General features: G+C 38.6%; 22 protein-coding genes. 12 read left to right on the top strand and 10 right to left on the bottom strand.

Annotation, left to right across the window (positions count from 1 at the left end):
- Window positions 1-3 precede the first annotated feature (3 nt).
- Both H0W64_00495 and H0W64_00500 read right to left on the bottom strand, forming a co-directional pair.
- The gene (locus H0W64_00495; GenBank protein ID MBA3660189.1) at window positions 4-873 is read right to left on the bottom strand and encodes an ABC transporter permease; all 870 of its coding nucleotides are present in this window, start codon (window positions 871-873) and stop codon (window positions 4-6) included.
- Window positions 874-989: 116 nt separating this feature from the next.
- Window positions 990-2,126 (bottom strand): glycosyltransferase family 4 protein, encoded by a 1,137-nt coding sequence (locus H0W64_00500; protein MBA3660190.1) that lies wholly within the window; start codon window positions 2,124-2,126, stop codon window positions 990-992.
- A gap of 122 nt (window positions 2,127-2,248) precedes the next feature.
- On the opposite strand from H0W64_00500, the gene H0W64_00505 reads away from it, so the two are divergent.
- Entirely contained in the window at window positions 2,249-3,658 is a 1,410-nt protein-coding gene (locus H0W64_00505; GenBank protein ID MBA3660191.1) for an undecaprenyl-phosphate glucose phosphotransferase, read from the top strand.
- Window positions 3,648-4,628 (top strand): UDP-glucose 4-epimerase GalE, encoded by a 981-nt coding sequence (gene galE, locus H0W64_00510; protein ID MBA3660192.1) that lies wholly within the window; start codon window positions 3,648-3,650, stop codon window positions 4,626-4,628. Before H0W64_00505 ends, galE begins: the two co-directional genes overlap by 11 nt.
- Before the next feature lie 35 nt (window positions 4,629-4,663).
- On the opposite strand, the gene H0W64_00515 is transcribed toward galE, so the two are convergent.
- Together H0W64_00515 and H0W64_00520 are read right to left on the bottom strand one after the other, a co-directional pair.
- Window positions 4,664-5,803, bottom strand: coding sequence for a glycosyltransferase family 4 protein (locus H0W64_00515; GenBank protein ID MBA3660193.1), 1,140 nt, complete (start codon window positions 5,801-5,803; stop codon window positions 4,664-4,666).
- Complete coding sequence (locus H0W64_00520; protein ID MBA3660194.1) at window positions 5,803-6,930, bottom strand: glycosyltransferase; 1,128 nt, start codon at window positions 6,928-6,930, stop codon at window positions 5,803-5,805. The genes H0W64_00515 and H0W64_00520 overlap by 1 nt, the downstream gene beginning before the upstream one ends.
- A gap of 131 nt (window positions 6,931-7,061) precedes the next feature.
- Between H0W64_00520 and galU the strand changes: the two genes are divergently transcribed.
- The 4 genes from galU to H0W64_00540 are packed head-to-tail and all read left to right on the top strand — an operon-like array spanning window position 7,062 to window position 11,196.
- Entirely contained in the window at window positions 7,062-7,928 is an 867-nt protein-coding gene (gene galU, locus H0W64_00525; GenBank protein ID MBA3660195.1) for a UTP--glucose-1-phosphate uridylyltransferase GalU, read from the top strand.
- The gene (locus H0W64_00530) at window positions 7,928-9,469 is read left to right on the top strand and encodes a hypothetical protein (GenBank protein MBA3660196.1); all 1,542 of its coding nucleotides are present in this window, start codon (window positions 7,928-7,930) and stop codon (window positions 9,467-9,469) included. The genes galU and H0W64_00530 overlap by 1 nt, the downstream gene beginning before the upstream one ends.
- Window positions 9,470-9,487: 18 nt before the next feature.
- Window positions 9,488-10,864: a UDP-glucose/GDP-mannose dehydrogenase family protein gene (locus H0W64_00535; GenBank protein ID MBA3660197.1), complete on the top strand. Its 1,377-nt coding sequence runs from the start codon at window positions 9,488-9,490 to the stop codon at window positions 10,862-10,864.
- 14 nt (window positions 10,865-10,878) lie between these two features.
- Window positions 10,879-11,196, top strand: a complete 318-nt coding sequence (locus H0W64_00540; protein ID MBA3660198.1) for a DUF4286 family protein — start codon at window positions 10,879-10,881, stop codon at window positions 11,194-11,196.
- Between the two features lie 37 nt (window positions 11,197-11,233).
- On the opposite strand, the gene H0W64_00545 is transcribed toward H0W64_00540, so the two are convergent.
- The 4 genes from H0W64_00545 to H0W64_00560 form a co-directional block, all read right to left on the bottom strand.
- The gene (locus H0W64_00545; GenBank protein ID MBA3660199.1) at window positions 11,234-12,424 is read right to left on the bottom strand and encodes a cyclic nucleotide-binding domain-containing protein; all 1,191 of its coding nucleotides are present in this window, start codon (window positions 12,422-12,424) and stop codon (window positions 11,234-11,236) included.
- A gap of 96 nt (window positions 12,425-12,520) precedes the next feature.
- On the bottom strand, window positions 12,521-13,735 hold the full coding sequence (locus tag H0W64_00550) for a hypothetical protein (GenBank protein ID MBA3660200.1): 1,215 nt from the start codon (window positions 13,733-13,735) through the stop codon (window positions 12,521-12,523).
- Between the two features lie 115 nt (window positions 13,736-13,850).
- Entirely contained in the window at window positions 13,851-14,861 is a 1,011-nt protein-coding gene (locus H0W64_00555; protein MBA3660201.1) for a glucokinase, read from the bottom strand.
- A gap of 11 nt (window positions 14,862-14,872) precedes the next feature.
- Window positions 14,873-16,291: a sugar porter family MFS transporter gene (locus tag H0W64_00560; GenBank protein MBA3660202.1), complete on the bottom strand. Its 1,419-nt coding sequence runs from the start codon at window positions 16,289-16,291 to the stop codon at window positions 14,873-14,875.
- Between the two features lie 236 nt (window positions 16,292-16,527).
- Between H0W64_00560 and H0W64_00565 the strand changes: the two genes are divergently transcribed.
- The 6 genes from H0W64_00565 (at window position 16,528) to H0W64_00590 (ending at window position 21,773) form a co-directional block, all read left to right on the top strand.
- Window positions 16,528-17,049: an FKBP-type peptidyl-prolyl cis-trans isomerase gene (locus H0W64_00565; protein MBA3660203.1), complete on the top strand. Its 522-nt coding sequence runs from the start codon at window positions 16,528-16,530 to the stop codon at window positions 17,047-17,049.
- A gap of 341 nt (window positions 17,050-17,390) precedes the next feature.
- Window positions 17,391-18,023: a TonB family protein gene (locus tag H0W64_00570; protein MBA3660204.1), complete on the top strand. Its 633-nt coding sequence runs from the start codon at window positions 17,391-17,393 to the stop codon at window positions 18,021-18,023.
- Window positions 18,024-18,121: 98 nt separating this feature from the next.
- The gene (locus tag H0W64_00575; GenBank protein ID MBA3660205.1) at window positions 18,122-18,454 is read left to right on the top strand and encodes a hypothetical protein; all 333 of its coding nucleotides are present in this window, start codon (window positions 18,122-18,124) and stop codon (window positions 18,452-18,454) included.
- 82 nt (window positions 18,455-18,536) lie between these two features.
- Window positions 18,537-20,309: an HAD-IIIC family phosphatase gene (locus H0W64_00580; protein MBA3660206.1), complete on the top strand. Its 1,773-nt coding sequence runs from the start codon at window positions 18,537-18,539 to the stop codon at window positions 20,307-20,309.
- Complete coding sequence (locus tag H0W64_00585) at window positions 20,302-20,538, top strand: acyl carrier protein (protein MBA3660207.1); 237 nt, start codon at window positions 20,302-20,304, stop codon at window positions 20,536-20,538. The genes H0W64_00580 and H0W64_00585 overlap by 8 nt, the downstream gene beginning before the upstream one ends.
- A 38-nt stretch (window positions 20,539-20,576) precedes the next feature.
- Window positions 20,577-21,773, top strand: coding sequence for an SDR family oxidoreductase (locus H0W64_00590; protein ID MBA3660208.1), 1,197 nt, complete (start codon window positions 20,577-20,579; stop codon window positions 21,771-21,773).
- A 7-nt stretch (window positions 21,774-21,780) separates the two neighbouring features.
- On the opposite strand, the gene H0W64_00595 is transcribed toward H0W64_00590, so the two are convergent.
- Together H0W64_00595 and H0W64_00600 are read right to left on the bottom strand one after the other, a co-directional pair.
- Window positions 21,781-22,626, bottom strand: a complete 846-nt coding sequence (locus H0W64_00595) for a hypothetical protein (GenBank protein MBA3660209.1) — start codon at window positions 22,624-22,626, stop codon at window positions 21,781-21,783.
- A complete protein-coding gene (locus tag H0W64_00600; protein ID MBA3660210.1) occupies window positions 22,613-23,599 on the bottom strand; it encodes a polysaccharide deacetylase family protein in 987 nt (328 codons plus the stop codon). Before H0W64_00600 ends, H0W64_00595 begins: the two co-directional genes overlap by 14 nt.
- Window positions 23,600-23,680 lie beyond the last annotated feature (81 nt).

Genomic DNA, 23,680 nt, shown 5'->3' on the forward strand with positions numbered 1-23,680 from the left:
TTCCTATAGCCAATAGACAATGCGTGCACGATACCGGATAAACATCCATAAACTTAATGTAACACCCAAAGTCGTAACGCAAGCTACCATGATCATGTTATTGAGAGTGGGAACCGTACCTAAAAGCGGTGCGCGAATGAGTTCAATGAAAGCATAAAAAGGATTCCAGTCGATGATAAATTGCGCTCTTCCATGTAAAAATTGTGGGCCCCACATCACGGGTGTTACGAAGAAAATGACTTGGACTAAACTTTTAACAATTTGCAGAACGTCGCGATAGCGCGCGCCTATCATCGCCAAAATGACACCAAAGGAAATACCGTTTAAATAAATAAATAATAATCCGGGGATAATGAGTAACGTATTTAAATTAACTTTTGCATGCGTATGATAAATAATTAGAATCGGCACAATAACAAAAATATTATGAAAAAATATAATCATGTTGCGGCTAACTAATCGATGAATATAGACACTGTAAGGTAATTTAATTTGTTTAATGTAAACATCGGCGCCTAAAAATCCTTCGGTTAATTCCATGACAATAGTTGAGATAAGAGACCAGCTCAGCATGCCGGCAACTAAAAAGGGATAATAAGATTCCAAATCTTGATGAAAAATTTTACCGTATAAAAAACCCATCGTATAAACCGTGATCGCCATGCTGAGTGTCAACCAAAAAGGTCCAAGCACCGAACGTCGATAACGGAGTTTGATATCTTGATAGGCGAGCATTAACCAAATGCGCCATTGCGCAAAGCCATCTTTAATATCTGCTAGGGCATGTTGAAAGGGTGTGATATCTGGAAAAATGACAGTATCTTCATTGACAACAGCATCAATTGAATAATGATCTGGATTTAGCGCTGTCATGGATTCTGATTCAGTTAGCATCTTTTAAACGACGAGTTCCTTTCTAAATTGAGCGCGAAAGCATAGCATGCTAGTTTTCAAGAGTCACGATCGCCTTCGTTTTAACAATCGTTAATTTAATTGGGAGTCGGTAATCCCATCTTGACGCATTTCTCGCTAACGAATTGTTTGAATTGTTTTTGAAAGTTGGTTTGAGAAAATTGTTTGGCATTCTCTCGGCAATGGGCAGGCGTGAAGCGAGAAGGATTATCTTCGAACGCTTTAACAGCTTCTAAGATGGATGCAGGAGTTTGTTCTGCAAAAAATAGACCGGTTGGATAGGCGTGCTTTAATCCGCGTACTGTTTCAAGTGCGCCACCTTTCCCATAAGCAATGACGGGCGTACCGCATGCTTGTGCTTCAAGTGGGACTAAACCAAAATCCTCAAAGGCTGCAAAAATAAAAGCTTTAGCGCGCTTTAAATAGTGCACTAGGGTGGGTTGGTCTTGATAACCCAGTAAGGATACATTGGAGGGCGCTTTCGCCTGGATTTTTTTAAAATCAGGGCCATCGCCAATCACAATTAATTTCTTGTCAGGCATTGCTCGGAAACTTTCAACAATTAAGTCAATGCGTTTATAGGGTACAAAACGTGAAGCTGTCAGATAAAAGTTTTCTTTTTCTTCATGAACTTCAAACGCATCCAAATTAATCGGGGGGTAAATAACGGTCGATTCGCGCCGATACGTTTTCATCACACGTTGGGCAATGAAGTTGGAATTGGCAACAAAATAATCGACGCTATTGGCGCTTCTTAAATCCCAAAGTCGCAACCGATGTAAAAAATAACGCGCCAGCATACCTTGCGGCTTTCGATCTAAGCCGGTTTCTTTTAAATACTGATGCTGTAAATCCCACGCATATCGCATGGGCGAATGAATATAACTGATATGCAACTGTTGGGGTCCGGTTAAAATACCTTTTGCTACCGCATGGGAACTTGAAATGATTAAATCATAATCGGACAAGTCTAACTGTTCGATAGCAAGCGGCATAAGCGGTAGATAAGTACGATAATGGGTTTTAGCTAAGGGTAATTTTTGAATAAAAGTGGTTTTAATTTGTTTATTGAGCAGTAATGCTCGTTCTTCCTTAGGAAAAAAATCAATGACAGAAAAGAGATCTGCATTGGGATAGCATTGCAATAATTGGCCGATGAGTTTTTCTGCACCACCTAGAGTGACCAACCAATCGCAAACAATTGCTATTTTCATCATGATGTGTAGCCTTCATTGAGTGCCAGGAACATCAAAGCGTGTTATACCTTGATGTCGCTGGCACGCAATCAAGGCTACAATTAAATTCTAAAAATTCAGGGTAGGATACCATAACGACTATGTTGCCTAAAGGTTTGTTAAAAGAGTACTCACGGACGCTTGCGATGCTGATTCGCTTCTTAGATATGTTGACTGTTTTTGCAGCGGCTTGGTTTACCTATATTTATAAGTTTAATCAGATCGAAATCACGCGTCATTATTTGCTCGCTATTTTAATTGGCACTTTTACTTCCTTCGGTGTTTTTTCTTTTTTTAATATTTATGATTCATCACGGGGAGAGGGTTTAATTCGCTATTTTGTGCGAGTTTTTCAAGCGGTTTGTATCTTAGCCCTGTTACTCGCAGGACTTGCTTTCTTCACGAAATCAGGCGAAATGTATTCGCGAACGTGGTTTATTTATTGGATGACCGCTTTTCTTTTTCTCATCCTGACGTCTCGCTGTATTTTATTATTATTTTTACGTTTCATGCGATCTTTCGGGATGAATGAACGCAGTGTCGTCATTATTGGCGCAGGCGTGTTAGGAAAAAAATTGGCGGGAACCGTTCAAGAAGCATTATGGACCGGTTTCCGTATTGTCACTTTCTTAGACGATTATGCGCACACTAAGCCTACCCAAATTCATCACATCCCAGTACAACAAACACCAACTTCATTGAGTAATTATTTATCCAAAGCACAAATTGACGAAATTTGGTTGGCGTTGCCTTTACGTGCTGAAAACCGAGTAAAAGAAATTTTATATGAATTGCGTCATCTTACAATTAATACCCGATTGGTTTTAGATATTTTTGGATTGGATTTGTTAAATCACTCGGTCACCGATGTTGCTGGAGTTCCTGTACTCAATATTCGCTCATCGCCCATGGTGGGTATCAATCGTTTAGTTAAAGCTATTGAAGATCGCATGTTAGCATTTTTAATTTTAGTGCTTATTTCACCGTTATTTTTACTAATCGCTGTAGGCATTAAATTAACTTCAAAGGGTCCCATTCTATTTAAACAGCACCGCCATGGCTGGGATGGTCGTATTATTAAAGTTTATAAATTTCGCACGATGATTGAACATAAGGAACAGCAAGGACATATTACTCAAGCCCGACCCGGGGATAATCGCATCACGGCTTGGGGTAAATTTTTGCGCAGGACAAGTTTAGATGAAATCCCCCAATTCATTAATGTTTTGCAAGGACGCATGTCCATTGTCGGTCCACGTCCGCACGCAGTTGAGCATAATGAGTTTTATAAAGATTCCATCCATACTTATATGCAGCGTCATCGTGTCAAACCCGGCATCACAGGTTGGGCGCAAATTAACGGCTGGCGGGGGGAAACAGACACCTTGATGAAAATGGAAAAACGCGTCGAATATGATTTGTATTATATTAATAATTGGTCTTTTACATTCGATTTAAAAATAATTTTTTTAACCTTCTTTAGAGGGTTTATTAATCGCAATGCCTACTAACTCACTGGAAGTTTTGGTGACAGGGGGTGCTGGTTTTATTGGTTCCCACATGATTTTGGCGCTTAAAGCGCAAGGTTACACACCGATTGTGTTGGATAATTTATCTCGTGGAAGAAAGTCAGCCATCAAAGCGACCCCCTTTTATCACGCAGAAGTGGGTGATCAAAAAGCTTTGCAAACGATTTTCGATCGACATTCAATTGGGGCAGTCATGCATTTTGCATCCCTCATTGATGTTGCAGAATCAATTTCCAAGCCTCAGCAATATTATTCCAATAATGTTCAAGCCACGGAACAGCTGTTAGAGGTTATGCAAAAAAATAATGTGATTAACTTTATTTTTTCTTCTTCTGCTGCTGTATATGGTGAGCCCCAGCAGGTACCGATTCATGAATTCCATGCATGCAACCCTATCAATCCTTATGGTCACAGTAAATTATTAGCAGAGAAATTAATTAAAGCGCGTGCCGATGCTGCGGGTTTACGTTTTGCGATTTTACGTTATTTTAATGCAGCAGGTGCAGATCCCGCGGGTCAATTAGGTGAGTGTCACACTCCTGAATCCCATTTAATTCCTTTGGCTTTAGAGGTTGCAGCGGGGAAACGTGCTGCTTTAAATATTTTTGGCAATGATTACCCAACACAAGATGGGACGTGTGTGCGAGATTACGTTCATGTTACAGATGTTTGTCAAGCGCATTTGTTAGCGTTGAAGGCATTAATGAAGGGGGGTGACAATATGGTATTGAATGTTGGAACAGGAAAGGGCTATTCCGTCAAACAGGTGATCGAGATGGTAGAGAAAGTAACGACTTGTCCTATCCCAGTGCACCTCATGCCCCGCCGCGCAGGTGATCCGGCGGTGCTTTTAGCGGATGCGACTGCCATCGAAAAGATGCTTCAGTTTTCTTCAACTTATTCAGACCTTGAAACCATGGTTCGCCACGCTTGGACCTTCCATCGTAACTGATCTGCCAAATCGAAATCCGGTCATGCTGGGTCAAACTAAATCACAGCTTGCATGTATTGTTTCGCCGCTTGCACTGCTGATGTCCAATTCAACCGGGTGGCGTATTCATTGAAAGAAGATAGGGCAAGAGCGTCATAATTCTTTTTATCTTGCATTGTCGTCACGATATAGTCGCAATACGTTGCTACTTTTGCTTCTAAAGAAAAAGTAAAACCATTGATATGGTCTTTAATAATTGTGCTAATACCACCGACATAGGTTGAAAGGCAGGGAACCGCATAGGCATTGGCTTCACAAAAAACAATACCATAAGCTTCAGCACGCGAAGGAACAAAAAGAAAATGCGTGTCACTTAAGAGCTTTTGGATTTTTTGTTGTCCAGCGTCAGTGTGTTTAGAAATAAAACCCAGCGGTTTAATATAAGGAGGAAGCGGCGGCAAATCTTTTGCATCATATCCGATAATATTTAATTCAACAGCATGTCCTGCTTCGTGCAGCGCTTTAGTCACAGCGAGCACTAGATCGCCGCCTTTGCGTTCCCAACTTTTCGCTAAAAATAATAATTTAATTTTATCATGGGCTCGATTGCTAATGATCGTTTTGATTTCATCATAATTCGGTGCATACCGGATGTTCGCGCCAAAGGGGATGACTTTGATTTTTTCCCGCGCAATGCCATAAAGTTCCTTGGCACTGTTTGCCGCCCAATCAGAAGAAAAAAAGGCAAGTGTGGCGCGATTTAAACAAGCCGTTGTAACCAAATTACCTTGCTCAACCGTTTTGGCAGAATGCGCAGAAAACGGTGAATAAAATCCCAATAATCCTGCATACAATGCATCAGTCCATAGCACTACCGGTTTTTCGGAATCTAAATAGGCAATAGGATTTATTAAAGGAGAGACAATGATATCCACGGCGCGTTGTTTAAGAGCCTGTTCAACCTGGAAAGAGTAATGCTTGGCTGCATGGATATTAAATCGTGGGCTTTCGCGCTGACCGGTTATATATTTTTTATAAATTTGTTTCGTCTTAAAAAAGGGTGGTAATTGGCGGTTTAAAGCACCAATGTAATCAACGTGTGCGACTTCAGTAAAAGCACGCGACATGAAATAAGGGGTGCCAGACCATTGATGAACATCGGTTGCATCAAATGTGGTGGTGTAAGCAATGCGCATTAACTTTCCTTTATTGGATCCAAAAGAGGGAGTTGCCAAAATTGTAGAGCAAATTGAGGAAGCGAAAAGTTTTTTAAGACATGGTGATACCCTTCATTACCCCAGGCCTGGCGCTCCCCCGGCGCTGCGTCATAAGTAGATTGCATCGCGGCTGATAGTTCGGTGGCATTTTGAGCTGAGACAAGCTTGTTGGTACCGCCTAGCACTTCTGGGATGCCATGCACTTTCGTTGCAATGACCGGTATTCGTGCCAACATGGCTTCCAATAAAACACGTCCAAAAGCTTCTTGCGTGGAATTTAAAACGAAGCAATCAAAAGCTTGCATATACCGGTAACCATTTGCCAAGAAGCCAGTAAAAATAACGTCATTTTCTAAATGATAAAGCTTTACTTGTTTTTTTAAGGAATCAGCTAAAATCCCATCGCCGATAATAACCAATTTACTGTTCGGACAATAAGGTTTGATCAGGGAGAAAGCATGAATTAAATTGGCTTGATCTTTGTTTGGAACCAAGCGCGCCACGTTGCCAAAAATAAAATCAGTATCATTTAATTGTAATGCAGTTCTAGCAGCTGAGCGGTTTAGCAATTGGGGAATGGTTAAATCAACATCAATCATGTTATATAAAGTCACAACCCGCGTTGATGGTATTCGCCAAATGTGACTGCGAATATCCTTGGCCACTGCATTTGAGACCCCTGCGAACATCATATTTTTTTTACACAGTGCGGCAATCACTAAACGTCTTCGAATGGAGCGCATCGTACCCAATTCATGCATGACAAAAACCAGCGCGGGGCAGCGATAAAATTGGGCGACCCACATCATGATGTAAGATGCTTTGTAACGATGGCAAATTACCATTTGAAATTGTTTTTCTTCGCAAAAAGTTTTTAATTGGCGAATAGCATGCATTTTTAAGTAGCGAAGGCGATCTTTATTGAAGTTAAAAAATACAACATGATCAGCAAGTGTCCGTTCTTTAATCGCATCATCCGGGGTTCCGGACAAATAAGCGACGGTGACTTCAAATTGATCGGGAGGGAAAATACGACTGTATTGGTTATATATATCTACAAATTGGGTCGCATAATTATGGCCCAAAATTAGAATATTTTTCCGCATACGCTTTTCCCTTGAAAGGTCTATGTGGGGTCCTTTATAACAAGTTCAGTTTTTCAGGACAAGCCAATATGTTCTTTAAATTGTCTGTGGTAACATTCCGGACCTTAGGAAGAACGAAGGGATTTTCTTTTATGATGAAGGTCACTAAGGCCATTTTCCCTGTGGCTGGATTAGGTACACGATTTTTACCCGCGACAAAAGCTAACCCGAAAGAAATGCTTCCTATAGTCGATAAGCCACTTATTCAATATGCGGTAGAGGAAGCGGTAGCAGCGGGTATTACAGAATTAATTTTTGTAACCAGCAGTAGCAAGCGCGCCATCGAGGATCATTTTGATTCAAATTTTGAACTTGAAGCAACCCTAGTTGAGCGTGGGGATAAAGAATTATTAAATATTGTCCGAGGTATTCTACCGGAAGGTGTGTCTTGTGCTTATATTAGACAAAAGTCGCCGCAAGGTTTAGGGCATGCAGTGCTTTGTGCTAAGCAATTCGTGATGCAAGAACCCTTCGCTGTTTTGCTTGCTGATGATTTAATTGATGGCGGGATTTTCCCCTGTTTGCAGCAAATGATTGCGGTGTTCGAAGAATACCAAAGCAGTGTGATTGCAGTGGAAAAAATACATCCTTCTGAAATTAAAAAATATGGGATTGTTGATGTAAAGAACACTGACAAAATTGCAGCCATGCAGGGTATTGTCGAAAAACCACAACCAGAAATCGCGCCTTCTAACCTTGGTGTCGTGGGTCGTTATATTTTAACGCCGCATATTTTTACTTTATTACAAGCGACTCAAAAAGGTTCAGGTGGCGAAATTCAATTAACTGATGCTATCGCGCAGCTTTTAAAAGAACAAACGGTACTTGCGTATCAATTCGATGGTCGACGTTATGACTGCGGCAACAAATTAGGTTATTTGCAAGCAACCGTTGCTTATGCCTTAAAACATCCGGAATTGGCTAAAGATTTTAAATTGACATTAGAGAGCTTGGTGTAATGTTGGCCCGCCTGTTTAACAATGAGTATTACCTTTATATTCTGGCGGCATTGACTAGCTTAGCTCTTTCAGCCTGGATTGCCTCAAACGAAACCATTATTAATCCCGATGCTATTTGTTACTTGATGAGCGCTGAAAAATTAGGCGAATCAAGTATAAGAGCAATCATGGATCTATGCGGTCAAGCGCGTTGGCCTTTTTATTCTATGCTCGTTTATGGTTTAGTTAAGCTGAGTCATTTATCTTATCCTACTGCTGCATATTTACTCGACAGTTTCTTTTCTTTGCTTTCCGTGTTAGCTTTTTTATTCATTGTGAAATCAATCGGGGGAACGAAGCGCGTATTATGGTTTGCAGCTATCACAATTCTTTGTGCACATCATTTTAATAGTATTCGCGAGTATATTGTTCGAGATCATGGGTTTTGGACTTTTTATCTTTTTTCTATCTTTTTTTTATTGCGTTATTTAGCAAGGCCGCGATTCTTTTATGCTTTGCTTTTTAATGCAAGTTTAATTTTGGCCTCGTTATTCCGTATTGAAGGTTTTATTTTCCTTCTTTTTATGCCCCAACTCATTTGGTTGTACAAGCCATTTTCTTTCCCTGTACGTTTTACTTCGGCATTGGCACTGAATGCTTTAAGTTTTATAGGTTTAATAGGATTATTCACTTGGATGATCATTCATCCAAGTAACTCCTTAGAGAAATTAGGTCGCCTCTTTGAATTAAAAATACAGATTCAACAAGGCGCGAGTTATGTTGCAACCCATTACCATCAAGCCAAAATTGCTTTAACACAATACATACTGAATGTTGATTCAGCTAAGCATGCGGATTTAGTGTTGTCCCTTGTTCTTATTGCGTGGTTTGTTTCAAGTATCGTGATTAACTTATCGTGGACTTATTCTATTTTATTTATTTACGCAATAATAAAACGTGCAGTCCCCCTTAAGTTTGCATCCACCTTAGTCTTGTCCGGGGTGATTGCCATTAATATTGTGATTAATTTTATTTTTTTGCTTGAACGTTTTTTTCTTTCTAAACGTTATCTCGTCGCACTAACACTTATCTTAACGCTAATGGTTCCGTTTGCTCTTGATCGACTTTATCAATGCTCGCAAAAATTAACGCAACGACTCGTATTTTTAGTAGCGATGTTAACTGTACTGGTTCAAGGCGTGGGTGGGACATTTGATTTTGGTTATTCAAAAGCTTACGTGGCGGATGCAGGTCAGTGGATTTCGCATCATATTCCAAGGGAGGCGCGTTTATATACTAATGATTATCAGCTCATGTATTACTCACGCCATTATCAAGAAGATATTTTTACTAAAGTCCGTGAATTTATACCGGATGTTCCTTACTTAAATAAACAAATAGATCAATATGATTATTTTGCCTTGCGTTTACGTAAAAAAGACAATAAAGCAACACTCATTGAGTTAGTTGAAAAACAAATGGGGAAACCCATTCGAGTGTTTGCAAATACAAGAGGCGATAGTGTAAAAATTTATGCGCGTAACTTAGAGACCAAGCTCTAAGTAGAAAGGAGATGACCATTGAACATCATAGTTGTTGGTGCAGGATACGTAGGATTAGTAACGGGTGCGTGCTTTGCGGAATTAGGTAATCATGTTACATGTATTGATCTGAATGAAGATAAAATAACTAATCTAAAGAGTGGCGTTTTACCTATTTACGAGCCTGGTCTTGAAAAGATGATTAGTTCCAACATCGAGCAATGCCGCTTGCATTTTGCAACTTCACTGGACCAAAGCCCGGTGCGTCCCGATGTAATTTTTATTGCGGTTGGCACGCCAAGTGATAGTCAGGGCGCGGCTGATATGCAATACGTATTGCAAGCCGCCCAAAACATTGGTGATTATCTTGATTATTATTGTGTGATCGTTGATAAGTCGACAGTCCCCGTGGGAATGGCCGATCAAGTAAATCTTACCATTAAAAAAGCCCTCCATAAGCGCGGGTTGGCGATTAAATTCGATGTCGTAAGTAATCCTGAATTTTTACGGGAAGGCGCGGCCATTGAAGATTTTATGCGTCCTGATCGAGTTATTATCGGTCTCGATTCAGATCATGCTAAACAAATTATGCTGGATTTATATTTACCCTTATTGCGTCATCCGGAACGTCTTTTTTTCATGCGGGTGAAAGATGCGGAAATGACGAAATATGCCGCCAATGCAATGCTTGCAACGCGAATTTCTTTTATGAATGAAATTGCCTTATTGTGTGAGCAAATGGATGTTGATATCGAGAGCGTGCGGATGGGGATTGGCTCTGATTCGCGTATCGGCAGCGCTTTTTTAAATGCAGGTTGTGGTTATGGGGGATCTTGCTTTCCCAAAGATGTACGCGCCTTAATTAACATGGCAATCGGCCAAAAAATTGATCCAATTATTTTAAAATCAGTTGAAGCCCGAAATCAGCTACAGAAACAATTATTAACTCAAAAAGTTTTGAATTTATTTGGCCCTAATTTAAATAATATTACGATAGCTGTTTGGGGACTTTCTTTTAAACCTGAAACAGATGATATGCGTGAAGCATCCTCAGTTGTGTTGATTAAAGATATTGTTCAACGAGGTGGCAGAGTGCAAGCCTATGATCCGGAAGCCATGCCGATTGCAAAGGAAATATTGCCTGCCCCGTGGTTTGATAAGCGACAGTTAGTTCTTGCTGAACATCAATATGATGCTTTGAAAGATGTTGATGCATTAGTTTTGGTAACAGAATGGAAACCGTTTTGTTTTCCCGATTTGGCAGCCATGAAAAGTTTGATGAAACAACGTATTATTATTGACGGACGGAATCAATACGACCCGACTGCTATTCGGGCAGCAGGTTTTAATTATTATGGCATCGGTCGGTGTGCTCCTAAAGATCTTATCGTTCAAGAAGATGCAGCCGTAGCATAAGTTGAGTTTATTTTATGATAATTTACGAAGTTAATTTAGCAATACAAAATAATATTTTTGCTGATTATTATGCGTGGCTGGGTGATCATGTGAAAGCCATGTTAGCCCTACCAGGTTTTATCCAAGCTGAGATTTTGGAAGAAAAAAAAGAAACTCATGACAGAAAGACTTGCCTAACAGTGCGCTATCAATTGTGTGATGAAATAGCTTTACAAAATTATTTTGAACTTCATGCTAAAGCTAAACGGGCAGAAGCTCTCGAACGTTTTGGGGAAGATTTTTCTGCACATCGTAGAATTTTTCGAGTATTAGCGCCACCTTTTAATATTTAACTAACTTCTAACCCAGTGGTTTGAAAGAGGGGGTATTTTATTGGTGATTAAACTTCGCTAATAATCTATTAGACGCTTCTAGTTTATCAATTAAACTATTGCAAAGTAGGTGAAGAAATTCATTAGCAAGCGCTAAGTTTTTTGTTTGTAATTCTTTAATAAAGTTACGTGGGATTAGAATAATTTTACTATCAGTTAATGCTGTAACTTCAGTGTAACGCCTATGATGTTCTGCAAGTAATGCCATTTCGCCAAAAATATCGCCCGGTATTAATTTAGCAATGACCCGTTCGTTTAAAAAAATGCCCATGGACCCTTCCACAATAAGATACATGTCAAAATCAACCAAATTTTTACGAAGGATAGGTGTATTTTTTTCCACGGATAAAAGAACAATATTTTTCATGAGCGAAACAATAAAGGCATAACGTTCACGATGGTTTTTTTTGCTAATCATTTCACCAAATTTTTTTGTTTCGGCTGGGGTCAGATATAAAGAAATGGGATGTAAAACATTTGCTGCGTTTCGTGTTGCGGATTGATAAATAGCAAAGGGCGCATTTTTTTTTAATTTTTTTGCGTAATATTTAACGCAATGATAACTCAAACAATGATTTTTTTTAAGATTCGTAAGATCAAAGCTGGGCATAGCTAAAGGAATTTGTAATAAGCCATATTCTCGGTGAATCACTTCATGTGTATATGGATAAGCACCCATAGCGAGATAATATTTGATCAAGCCGGGCTGGCAATTAAAAAATATTAAATCAGGCGTTAATTGGGGTTGATCAATAACTGCTTTGCATGTGTAAATAAGCAATACAATGGCCAAGAGACTGCGCCGATAGTCCTTTCTAACTTGGAAAAAATGGTACTCACCCAACCTATTAATCTTATCGACCATACTTTCTTTAAGATTGAAGTTTTCTAAAATTTTTTTTGGCAGATGCTCTTTATCCCAGACCGTTAACCGTACGGTGCTCGTGATGTGGTCGATGTCGCCACTATATAAAATAAGCGTATTGTCCATAAAGTCATAGTCATCGTAAAACATGCCATCTTTTGACCTCGTATCCAAAAATTCATAAGCGAGTTCGACACGATAGATGTCATAACGAAATTTAAATACTTTTTGTTTTTCCTCTAGTGTACGGGCGACATTGACGCGATAGTATTTGATTAAAAAAGGGAGGGCGAGACGAAGCAGAAGCGATTTAATATAGCGCATGGTTCCCATTCCCTGGAAAGACTATCGATTGTTCAATGGAAACTATAGCACATGAATCTTCTATCTTCTAAATCAGTCTGGGCATCATGATGAATGTTAGAACTTGAGTTTCTTGGAAGGAGAAGTAGGAAATGAAGCGTTTTTTCCGACTTGTTTTTCTAAATTTGGTTTATCAAAGATTAATAAGGGATGATTCTTTTTCACCTCACCGATAACAACAGGATCAGCTTTCGCATTTTTACAATGGATAAGCGATTCGATCAGAAACTTAAAATAATCTTTAAATTCAATATGGGGTTGGTTAGTGGTTTGAGCATTTATGATAATGGGTGTGAGCGCAAAATCAGGCGTTGAAATAAGATAATGAATTTCAGTTGCATGGTGGGTTCCTGGGATGAGCGCAGCTTTAACAAGTAATTTAAATCCTTCTTTATATGTTTTAGCTAAATCCTTCAGCACTCCTTCATAAATCATCATTTCAGTATTGGCCTGTGGTGTTCCTGCAACTAAATTATCAGCAATTTGTGAAGCTTCACCCTTCAGCATGTGGGGAATTAAATGTAACCATTCCCACTTCATGGATATTGAAATAAGTTTGGTTAATTCAGCATAAGCTGTAGCGCCGCCTAATTTTTGGTTCACCCCGGGCTTGACCATTTTAGATGCCTGGGAGCTTGATCGAACACCGTCATGCTCTGCAAACAAGCGCCTCTTAACCTTTTCTTCTTTGATTTTATATTTTTCTTGAATGTCTTTAATTGCTGAGAGAATCTTAAGTTGTTCGAGTACACCTTGATTCAATTCTCTTTTTATCTCGACTTTTTCTAAAGGTTTAAGTGAAGGATCGTTTGAGAAGCCGCTTAATGCACCCGATTTAATGACCCGATATTTAGGACCGGTGGAGGTTTCAACTTCGACTGGCGAACCAGGAGAACCATACGAAGTAGCTTGTGATAAGCGGGTAACTTTTGTGACGGGCGAATAAAATCTAGAATTGACGAGTTTTTCTGCTAAGGATTGAGCGATTACATCAACATTGCTACCTGGGGGCAACCCTTTTAGATTGATCATAAAAGTGGTTTTAATATTATGAACCTTGCCGTTTTCATCCGTGTAAGTCGTTTTTTGATTAAAGCGACCAAAGGGATTATGCGGATCAAAATTGCTGGTTTTCTTTTTCGAGGAACGTTGGTTTGGATGGTATTTTTTATCTGCTTTGCTTTTTGGTTTTTTTTTCTTTATTACTTTTGGGCTCAAGGAAACCGAGTTGGTTTTTTTTAACCCTTTATTTGTATTATTTTTTTTTGGCATGGCGCGGTCAACTTATAAGTTATCCTTATCATAGTATAGTAAGGATAATTTATTATTAACCACGCCTTAAGCGTCCTTAATCTTTTTAAGATGACTAGGCTCCCGCTATTCGAACTTATCCCTTCATTAAGCGTTTAGTCGCATAGTAGCCACACCCAATAAGTGCATGTTCATGATTACACATGATACTTAATGGGTACTCATCACGTTGCAATCGATAAGCGGGAGAGGCATTAATACCTGAGAAAAAATCTGGTCTTTCAAAGACATCCAAATGATTGAGGCTCACTCCACCCGTAATCCAAACGCCACCTTCGGGCATAAAAGTAAGTTGTACCGTTCCCACAAATAAACCGGCATACCAAGCAAAAGCGTCAAGCATTTCAGGAGCGATGCCTTGGCGCATCTTTTCCCCGACTTCTTCGGGACTTATTTCTTCATCACCATAAAAAAATTGATACAGCCGAGCTGTCCCTGATCCTGAAAGAATTTTTTCAAAGGTTAGTGGTTGATTGGCTTGTAAGCGGGTTTTTTCTTGGAGGAAACGAATCAATTCTTCGTGACGCTGTAAATGAATTTTATCAGCAAGCGGCGGTGAAGTAACACCGATATGTCCAATTTCATTCCTTCCTAACCAAAAATCACCATTATCCAGTAAGACCCCATCTTTCAACCCTAGACCCGTTCCGATTCCTAAAGCAACACGACGCCCAGTGTTTTTCATTTCATAAGGGTTTAATCGTTTAATATTATTGGGTTGTTCAATATAAGAAGTAAAAGTCGCACATACAATGGGCGCATAATCATGAATGACAGCATAAGATTTCCAACCATGAAGTTCTGCAATTTTGGCAAAATGCATAGGGAAGGGATAAGCGTTATCCAGTAATAAAAATTGACCATCGTAGTGACCCGCAGCTCCAATGCAAATTGAATCTGCTTGTGCCATAGATAAGCCTAGCGTCTCTTCGATATTTGTTATTAACTTTTCAAGTGAGGATACTTCTTTTAGTTTGACAGTATGTTTTTTAATACAGGTTAAATCACGTGTTTCCGAATGGTATTCAACTAAACCTGCTGTACATTTCGTTGCGCCTAAATCCCAAGTATAAATAATTTTTGTCATTACAATTTCACTCAACTTATTCGGCAGTCATGAGCTTCACATAAAGTTACTTTTTCAAACTCAGGCTGACCGATGGACCTTAGCGGCACCCGCTTGCGAATGTTTTCTTCTATTTGTTCTAAAGTCACCCCACGCGTTTCGGGTGTTTTGTAATAGCAAAAAATTAAACTAAATACACACATACAGGCGTAAACTAAAAATGTTTGGCTAGGGCCGAGCGCATTCAGTAAAGAAAGAAAAGTTGCCGATACGACAAAATTCCAAAACCAACAACTAAATACGGCGACGCCCATGGCCGTAGCACGCACTTCTAAAGGGAATATTTCAGAGACAACAAGCCAGAGAATAGCGCCTAGACTGAAGGCAAAAGAAATAATGTAAACAAAAGTACAACCGAGTGCAAACCAACGTAATGAACCCATGTCGGTGCCAAAATAAAATGAGAAACTTAAGCCTAAGAGGCATAAACCCATTCCGATTAACCCTGTCAAAAGAAGGGGGCGGCGACCTAATTTATCGAGATAAATGATGGCAAAAATAGTAGCTAAGACATTGACAATGCCAAGACCAACGGTTGCTAAGATGGAGCTTGATGCATCTGGAAAACCAGCTAACTGAAAAATGGTAGGCGCGTAATAAATGATGGTATTGATACCGGTCACTTGTTGAATAAAGCCAAGCATTGCGCCAAGAAATAAAACCGGACGAATCCACGGTGAAAAAATTTCGCGAAAAGAGGTTTTGGTTAAATTTAGACTATTTTTAATCTCCTTAATTTCCTCCTCCACTTCTTCGGTATTGCGAAGTTGTTTTAATGTTTTGGTTGCTTCATCGATTTTATTTTTTTTGACAAGGAAACGAGGTGATTCAGGTAAAAAAATCATGCCAATACTAAGCAGGATAGCAGGCACTAAGCCCATACCAAACATCCATCGCCATGAGCCATCAATATTGGTGAAAGTATAATTAATAATAAATGAACAAAGAATACCGATGGTAATTGCTAATTGGTTTAGGGAAACGAGTCCGCCCCGTAAATGAAAGGGAGAAACTTCAGCGATATAAAGCGGTGCAGTGTAAGAACCAATACCAATTGCAAAACCAATAAACAATCTGCCAAACAAAATGGAGTTAACATTAGGAGCAAAAGCGGCAATGCCAGTACCAAAAATAAATAGGGCGGAAATAATGAGCATGAGCTTGCGGCGGCCAAATCGATCCGTTAAATGACCCGAAAATAATGAACCAAACATCGCACCGAGTAAGACGCTGCTAACAATCAATTCTTTCATGACAGTCGATAGCGCAAAGTCTTTTTCAATGAAGAGTAAAGCACCAGAAATAATTCCGGTATCAAACCCAAATAACAATCCTGCTATGGCTGCAATGGCTGATACACCAATCACATAGAAATGAGATTTTTTTGTCATTTACTTGGTTTCCATCCTTAACACACTTAAAAGAATTGTTTAGGTACCATGATTTAGAGTGAAGTTCAAGATTGGATCCGCCGTTACAGATTTCGGTTGAACTGATTATTAAGATGAGGATTTTATTTACACAATACTCATCAAATTAAGTCACAGCCTTGCCTCTTCGCTAACTTTGCTCTACCCTCAGACTTTTTAAAATGGCAAGGATATAAGGACTATTTAAAGGAGCTGTAATGAAATTAAAAATATTTTGTCTAGCAATACTCAGTGCAAGCTTATTAAGCACCGGGGTTTTTGCTGCAAATGGTGATGATCAGACAACAACGGAAACTAAATCCATGCAAATTCAAAATGATAAAAATAAACAGGCCGGGGATGCTTTTCTTGCCCAAAATAAAGCAAAACAAGGCGTCGTGACCCTCCCAAGTGGTTTACAGTATAAAATTATTAAGGAAGGGACTGGCGATATGCCTTCCGGTAATGATTTGGTGACAGTTAATTATGCGGGCCGCTTAATTAATGGCACGGAATTCGATAGTTCCTATACGCGAGGTCAGCCTGCTACGTTTCCCGTATCCGGTGTTATTCCAGGCTGGGTTGAAGCACTTAAGTTGATGAAAGTGGGTTCTGAATGGGAACTTTACATTCCATCGTCACTTGCTTACGGCGAACCGGGCGCGCCACCAGCGATTGGTCCTAATGAAACTTTGATTTTTAAAGTTGAGCTTTTAGATATTAAGAAACCTTGGGGTTAGTTTTAGAGATGAGTAGCCTTGTAATTTACAAGGCTACTCATTCACCAAGGACAATCTTGCGTTGCCCCATCGTCATGTAGTTTATATCTGAACTAAGCGTTCGTTTTACAAGCAAAGTCAGGCCGCAATAATCATCTGACAGGTTTTCTCTTTGTTCTGCCAATAAAGCGCGTTAAGATACATTATCCCTACGAATTCACCGATCTCAACTTTGCGAGGGAACCCCCGGGTTTTAACTTAATGTAAAACTCACTCATGATGCGCGGCTATTTTCACGACTCCTCGCAATTAGAGCTGGTTTTTGGGTATGATGGAACTTACCTAACTCGCTTAGGCAGGCTATGCAACGATCTCACTTCTTAACTTTCTCTGTACTCTTTCATATCATTTTCTTATTTTTGTTTTTCTTTATTCGCAGCACGCCTCCTAAAGCACCCAAGGAAGACACGAGTTATTATTTTTATCAAGATGAAGCGGCGTTTGCGGAATCTGCTCCAAAACCTCACGCAAACACCCAAGCAGCAACCTCTGAAGAAAAAGCGTGGATTGATCAAGGTGAAATTGCACTTTATAAAAAAGAAAAAATTAATTACGACAAAACATTAAATACCCAGTTAAAAAATTTTGATGATATTGTGCCAAGGCCTCATCATACCGGTGCCTATGCAGAACCCATCCGCATGATAGGGGAGAAATTATTAGATGATCCTTTGCGGAAATTATTAGGGAGAGCTTTTACAAAAAAACTCTATTACCCGGAAATTGCGCGCTCCCTTTATAAACATGGGATCACCACTATAGGCTTTGTTTTGCATCCTTCCGGTGAAATTATTGGGGCGCGGGTGCTACAGACGAGTAAAGAAAAACTATTAGATGACGCAGCGCTCTCAGCAATTAATGCAGCTTCACCTGTACATCAAGTTAATCTTTATGTTAAAGAACCGCGTTATTTTATTATCAATATCATTTTTTAAATGTAGTTCAATATAAATCAATGTCTTAACTGCTTTTGCCCTGAGTTGCAGATGGAAGGTATATAATAAAAGAAGAAGCGCGGTGAGGATGTCAAAAAATGATCAAAAAAATGGTATTTGGCTTTTCTCTCTTTTTGACTGCTTTTACACTTCAGGCAGCCGAAATGTTTCCTGCTGTTAATTGGATCTCTCGCAATACCAACGATTCAGTCGTTATTCAAAATGGAACATCACTGACCTTGGTTGTGATGATCGTCGTCAACATGGGTGTAAATGCTTCAGGTGTCTTTGTTACCAACTGTGGTACAACTTTGCGAGTTAATCCTGGTAATGTTGCAATTTGCGCGACCAATGATGCGACCAAACCGATCACTATTACAGCTGACAACTCCAATAATCCAGCAACGGGTATTTATCAAATTCGACCGTAATAATTCTTTATCTTTATTGCAAAAAAACACGAACCTGTTTAGATTGCTAGTCAAATGAGACGGAAATCACAGGTTGGTGGTTATGAAAACCCTACAACAATTGCACGAGACAATTTTACAAACTAATATTGCAACCCTACTATCATCCAACCAACAAAGCGAATATAAAGATTCGACTAAACCCTTCTCGATCTACTTTCTAAGTAATTTTACAGTCAATCAGATTGAACACATATTAAGTTTTTATTTACGTGAATCAAATATGGTTCCCACTGTCGTCTTTGGTCAATATGATAATGCTATGCAAGAGTTGTTAGATAACAATTCATTATTATATCGTCAAAATTACGATGCGATAGTATGTGCATTAATGTATAACCCTTTTGAACCCACCTTCATCGATCGACTTAAAGATGTAACAAGCTTTATTGCAGAATTAAAAACATTATTCGATCTTGCTAATCAAAAAACTTCCGCCCTCATCCTTATCAATACCATTTGCTTACCTCTATATTCAGAAAATGGCATAACCACAATCGCGCAATCCGATCGTACCGATGCGTGTCTTGCTATTAATACTTTTATTAGATCGTATACGCATGAACATGCGGGTCGTTTTTTTTTATTAGATTGGGGACGCTATGTAAGTATTTTAGGCGAAGCACAAAGTTTCGATTATCGCTATTGGCAAATGTACGAAGCACCTTTTAAAAAAGCATTTTTAAGTCTTTACGCGAGTGACATCACCAAAATAGCACGCGCACTACATGGTGATGCGAAAAAATGTTTAATTCTAGATTGTGATAATACCTTGTGGGGCGGGATTGTGGGTGAAGATGGTCTTAATCATATACAATTAGATCCACACGTCTATCCGGGTCGCATTTTTTATCAGTTTCAACAAACCGTTTTAGAATTAATTCGCCGGGGAGTCATCATAGCTCTCTGCAGCAAAAATAATGAAAATGAAGTTTGGAATGTATTAGATCATCATCCATATAGTTTACTTCGGCGTTCACATGTTGCTGCTACCCAAATTAATTGGGATGATAAAGCTAATAATATTGTTAAAATCATTACAACATTAAATATTGGCATTGAGAGTTGTGTTTTTGTCGATGATAGCCCTACGGAATGTGAATTAGTTACTCATGCTATACCCGAATTAACAGTAATTAGAGTTCCACAGCGCATTTATGAATTTCCTCTACTCCTATTAAAAGAGGGATTATTTGATACATTAGCAATCAGTCAAGCTGATGGGGACCGCAATGTACAATATCAAACAGAAACAAAGCGTAAACAATTATTAACCCAAGTCCATAATATCTCTGATTATTTAGCAGCTCTCGAGTTAAAAGCGATGATCGGTCCGGTCGTTGATCATGACATTATGCGTGTAACGCAACTGACTCAAAAAACCAATCAATTTAATTTATCAACGCGCAGATATACTCAGCAACAAATAGAATCTCTGCAGAAAAGCAAAGAAAGTGCGGTGTATAGTTTAAAAGTGGAAGATAAGTTTGGTGATTATGGTCTCACCGGTGTTCTCATCGCGAGACGAGATGGCGAGAAAGGAATTATAGATAGTTTTTTAATGAGTTGTCGAATTCTGTCTCGTCATATTGAGTATGTTTTTTTAGAGCATTGTATGAATCAATTAAGCAAATTATGGAATATTCATTTGTGGGAAGCAGAATATTTGAAAAGTGACAAAAATCAACAAATGAAAACTTTTCTTGAAAAAGCTGGTTTCTATCATGTGCGCGAAGAAATTTACACGCTTAATACTCAAAATTGGACAGGTTACAACATCAATCACATTTTGGTAAAGGAAGTAAGTTATGCTTGAAGTACGTGTAAAAAAAATATTATCGCAACTATTTAATGTTTCTGAAAATGAAATTAACGACGAAACATCATCTGATACGGTTTCCAAATGGGATTCTTTAACGCATATGAATCTTATTGTCGCGTTAGAAGATGAATTTAAAATTAGTTTTACCGATGAGCAAATGATTGAAATGTTGAATTATCCGTTAATTTTGCTAACCGTAAAAGAAGCATTAACTGCTTCTTGATTGATTTTATTACCTCCTAATCATAGCGATGGTCTTTCATGCCAAACAAAAAATTTGCCCAATATAAAATTGGCGATTCAGCTCACCTTATTCATAAAATTACAGAAGATGATGTCACCAAATTTGCGAACCTAACGGGGGATGATAATCCTTTGCATGTTAATAAAGCGTTTGCGCGTAAAACCGTTTTTAAAGACACGGTGGCGCACGGCATGTTGGGTGCATCCTTTGTTTCTACGCTTATTGGCAAGCATATTCCTGGTGATGGAGCCCTTTGGATATCACAGAATTTTGATTTTTTATTACCGGTCCGTATTGGCGATGAGCTTAAAGTTTTTGCCGAAGTCATTGAAAAACACATCAGTCAAAATACGCTCGTCTTAGCGATCCAAATAACTAATCAACATAAACAAGCTGTTGTTAAAGGATCGGCCAAAGTTAAATGTTTGGAATGGGAAGAAACGGAAACGCTGCAATCGCAATCTCTCCCGGATGAAAAAGTTATTCTCATTACAGGTGGTAGCCGAGGTATTGGGGCTGCAACTGCTAAATATTTAGCTGCTAAAGGTTATCGTATTGCTATTAATTATTCTCAAGATCATGAAGGCGCTAATTCCGTTGTTACAGATATTATTGCTGCGGGTGGCGAGGCGATAGCTTGTCAAGCTGATGTACGTGATGCAAATGCAATAAAAAGAATGATAGGAGAGGTTAAAAATAAATTTGGCACCATAACCGGATTAGTATATGGCGCAACAAGTAAAGTGATCGCTACCGATTTCCATCATTTAGAATGGCAAGATATTGAAGACCATTTCAACATTCAATTTAGAGGCGCTTTTCATTGTGTTCAAGCAGTTTTGAAAGAATTTCTTGAAAAGAAAAGAGGATCAGTTGTATTCATTGGAAGTTTAGCTGCAGATGCGACACCATTATTAAAGGTGACCGGTTACGCAACAGCAAAAGCGGCACTTCAAACCTTATCCAAAACATTGGCATTGGAGTATGGACCCTTAGGCATACGGTTTAATGTTGTTTCCCCTGGCATGACAGAGACAGGGTTGATAGCTGATATTCCTGAAAAAACTAGATTGCTCACTAAAATGCAAATCCCGATGAGAAAGCTTGCGAAACCCCAAGATATTGCAAGTGCAATAGGTTTTTTAATCAGTGAAGAATCAGGACACATTACGGGTGAAACATTGCGTGTTTATGGTGGCCAGTTAATGATTTAAATAAGTGTTAGATACCAAGAATAAAAAGTTCGGAGCACAGTAAAGTCATGTCTTCCTTACCAAATTTGTCTGATTTATACAGACGGGGTGGAGAAGTTTCTTTAATCCAAGCTCCTATCATTCGATGACCTTGCAACAAATCGCCTTCCAACACGAGATGAGAAACACGCAATTTATGACATAGTTTGAATCGAATTTCATTTAATACTTCTGAAAAAAATTGTGAATCACTGAAGTAATAAATCTTTGCCACAGGTAGCTTTTTATAGCGTGTTATAACAGCAAGGCAATAACATAATTGATCTTGTTTCTTAATTAAAATATGTTTGCAGTTTAGATTCCGATGCTTGTCATAAATCGGATGTAAGGAAATAGGCAAATTCGTTTCTTCGATTTGAGTAGTGATCGTAACTTGCGTTGGACTAAATTGTGGTAAAGGCAAGACGACAGTTTGTTTGTTTTCCAACGTTTTAAAACCGGATCTTTGGAGCCATTCATAAGTATGGGGAGCAGCTGTTAAATTAGTCCATGAAACGTTGGGGATTTTCATTACTTTTAAAAATAACATTAATCCATGTTGTCTATAAGGCGGTTCAACATACCATGTTGTTAAGTTACATAAGCGCATTTGGCCTTTTTCAGTTTGATGGTCACTGAAAATCGTTCCTAAAAAACCAACAATTTTTTTTTGATCAACAATTACATAGCCTGGAAAATTTTCTTCAATGTCCCAAGCACGGGGTGTAAAGATTTTACGCCAATGATTCGGCACGCCAGGATAAAATCCTTCTAATAAACTAACAATATTTTCAGCATCATCAAAGCTTGCTCTTCTAACTTCAATTTTGTTCATATTTAATTCCTTTTGACTTTATACCGAGCGCTTGGAATATAGTTTCATAATGATTAAATGCAGCAATGTTAAAGCGATAATAAGGCGATTGAATTTGCGCATATTCATTTTCGACCAAAAGGATGTGTTTGACGCCATTATTTTTCAAATACGCGATTTGTTCTTCGCGATAACTACCATTTGGAAAAGCATAAATATCCATGTCTGGATAATGATGCATCAAAAAAAATTCCTTACATTTGTTAAAGTCTTGAATGAAATATGCCATTGTTTCATTTCCCATACTGTTATGCGCATAAGAATGAACACCTACCTCATGTTCGCTTAAGACACAGGGCATTTCATCAAGCTTTATCATTCGCGTTTTAGGATAGGGTTCACATTGACTGTAAATGTCACTTTCTAAACGTGTTGTAATAACGTCACGTGTTTGGGTTGTAAGTTTTTTTAAAACCCGGCTAGCTTGCAATCCTAAACGGATTTTATTTTTAATTGTCCCATCAAAATTTTTCGAATCTAAACCCGGAATTTGCATTTGTTGAATCAAAACAGGCGAAGCTGCATTGAAGAAATCATATAAAGCAATGTTCCATAAAGGCTGCTCATTTTTTAATTGTGCGGGGATAATATTCAAATTAGCTTTGATGTTATATTTTTTAAGAATAGGCATAGCGTGTTCAATAAAATCGTAATAGCCATCATCAAAAGATAAAACCAATTTAGGTTTTGTATATTTTTGATTGAGTTCATGTAAAGTGACGATCGCAAAATTTTTGATAAGAAATTTTAATAAATTTTCAAAAACGTAAGGATGCAGCGCAGGCCAGAAGTAATTTTGTTCTGGTGAAATCTTATGCAAACTTAAAATTGGAATGTGTTGGTGAAATTGGATTCGTTTGATGAGTCTGGTTTGATAATTAGCAATAAAAATAAGACGATAGAGCAATTTTTTTAGGGCGGCATCTAAATTCATGGGTCGTTACCTTCGGGAGGAATGGCTGAATCCTATTATGAAATAGTACTTGATTCAATTCAGCTTGAAGAAAACAACGAA

This window comes from Gammaproteobacteria bacterium (assembly GCA_013816845.1).
In the GTDB taxonomy this organism is placed as follows: domain Bacteria; phylum Pseudomonadota; class Gammaproteobacteria; order DSM-16500; family DSM-16500; genus Aquicella.

Coding starts and splice junctions, on each gene's coding strand:
- H0W64_00495 (MBA3660189.1), bottom strand. CDS start 873: ATGACAGCGCTAAATCCAGATCATTATTCAATTGATGCTGTTGTCAAT.
- H0W64_00500 (MBA3660190.1), bottom strand. CDS start 2,126: ATGAAAATAGCAATTGTTTGCGATTGGTTGGTCACTCTAGGTGGTGCA.
- H0W64_00505 (MBA3660191.1), top strand. CDS start 2,249: ATGTTGCCTAAAGGTTTGTTAAAAGAGTACTCACGGACGCTTGCGATG.
- galE (MBA3660192.1), top strand. CDS start 3,648: ATGCCTACTAACTCACTGGAAGTTTTGGTGACAGGGGGTGCTGGTTTT.
- H0W64_00515 (MBA3660193.1), bottom strand. CDS start 5,803: ATGCGCATTGCTTACACCACCACATTTGATGCAACCGATGTTCATCAA.
- H0W64_00520 (MBA3660194.1), bottom strand. CDS start 6,930: ATGCGGAAAAATATTCTAATTTTGGGCCATAATTATGCGACCCAATTT.
- galU (MBA3660195.1), top strand. CDS start 7,062: ATGATGAAGGTCACTAAGGCCATTTTCCCTGTGGCTGGATTAGGTACA.
- H0W64_00530 (MBA3660196.1), top strand. CDS start 7,928: ATGTTGGCCCGCCTGTTTAACAATGAGTATTACCTTTATATTCTGGCG.
- H0W64_00540 (MBA3660198.1), top strand. CDS start 10,879: ATGATAATTTACGAAGTTAATTTAGCAATACAAAATAATATTTTTGCT.
- H0W64_00545 (MBA3660199.1), bottom strand. CDS start 12,424: ATGCGCTATATTAAATCGCTTCTGCTTCGTCTCGCCCTCCCTTTTTTA.
- H0W64_00550 (MBA3660200.1), bottom strand. CDS start 13,735: ATGCCAAAAAAAAATAATACAAATAAAGGGTTAAAAAAAACCAACTCG.
- H0W64_00555 (MBA3660201.1), bottom strand. CDS start 14,861: ATGACAAAAATTATTTATACTTGGGATTTAGGCGCAACGAAATGTACA.
- H0W64_00560 (MBA3660202.1), bottom strand. CDS start 16,291: ATGACAAAAAAATCTCATTTCTATGTGATTGGTGTATCAGCCATTGCA.
- H0W64_00565 (MBA3660203.1), top strand. CDS start 16,528: ATGAAATTAAAAATATTTTGTCTAGCAATACTCAGTGCAAGCTTATTA.
- H0W64_00570 (MBA3660204.1), top strand. CDS start 17,391: ATGCAACGATCTCACTTCTTAACTTTCTCTGTACTCTTTCATATCATT.
- H0W64_00575 (MBA3660205.1), top strand. CDS start 18,122: ATGATCAAAAAAATGGTATTTGGCTTTTCTCTCTTTTTGACTGCTTTT.
- H0W64_00580 (MBA3660206.1), top strand. CDS start 18,537: ATGAAAACCCTACAACAATTGCACGAGACAATTTTACAAACTAATATT.
- H0W64_00585 (MBA3660207.1), top strand. CDS start 20,302: ATGCTTGAAGTACGTGTAAAAAAAATATTATCGCAACTATTTAATGTT.
- H0W64_00590 (MBA3660208.1), top strand. CDS start 20,577: ATGCCAAACAAAAAATTTGCCCAATATAAAATTGGCGATTCAGCTCAC.
- H0W64_00595 (MBA3660209.1), bottom strand. CDS start 22,626: ATGAACAAAATTGAAGTTAGAAGAGCAAGCTTTGATGATGCTGAAAAT.
- H0W64_00600 (MBA3660210.1), bottom strand. CDS start 23,599: ATGAATTTAGATGCCGCCCTAAAAAAATTGCTCTATCGTCTTATTTTT.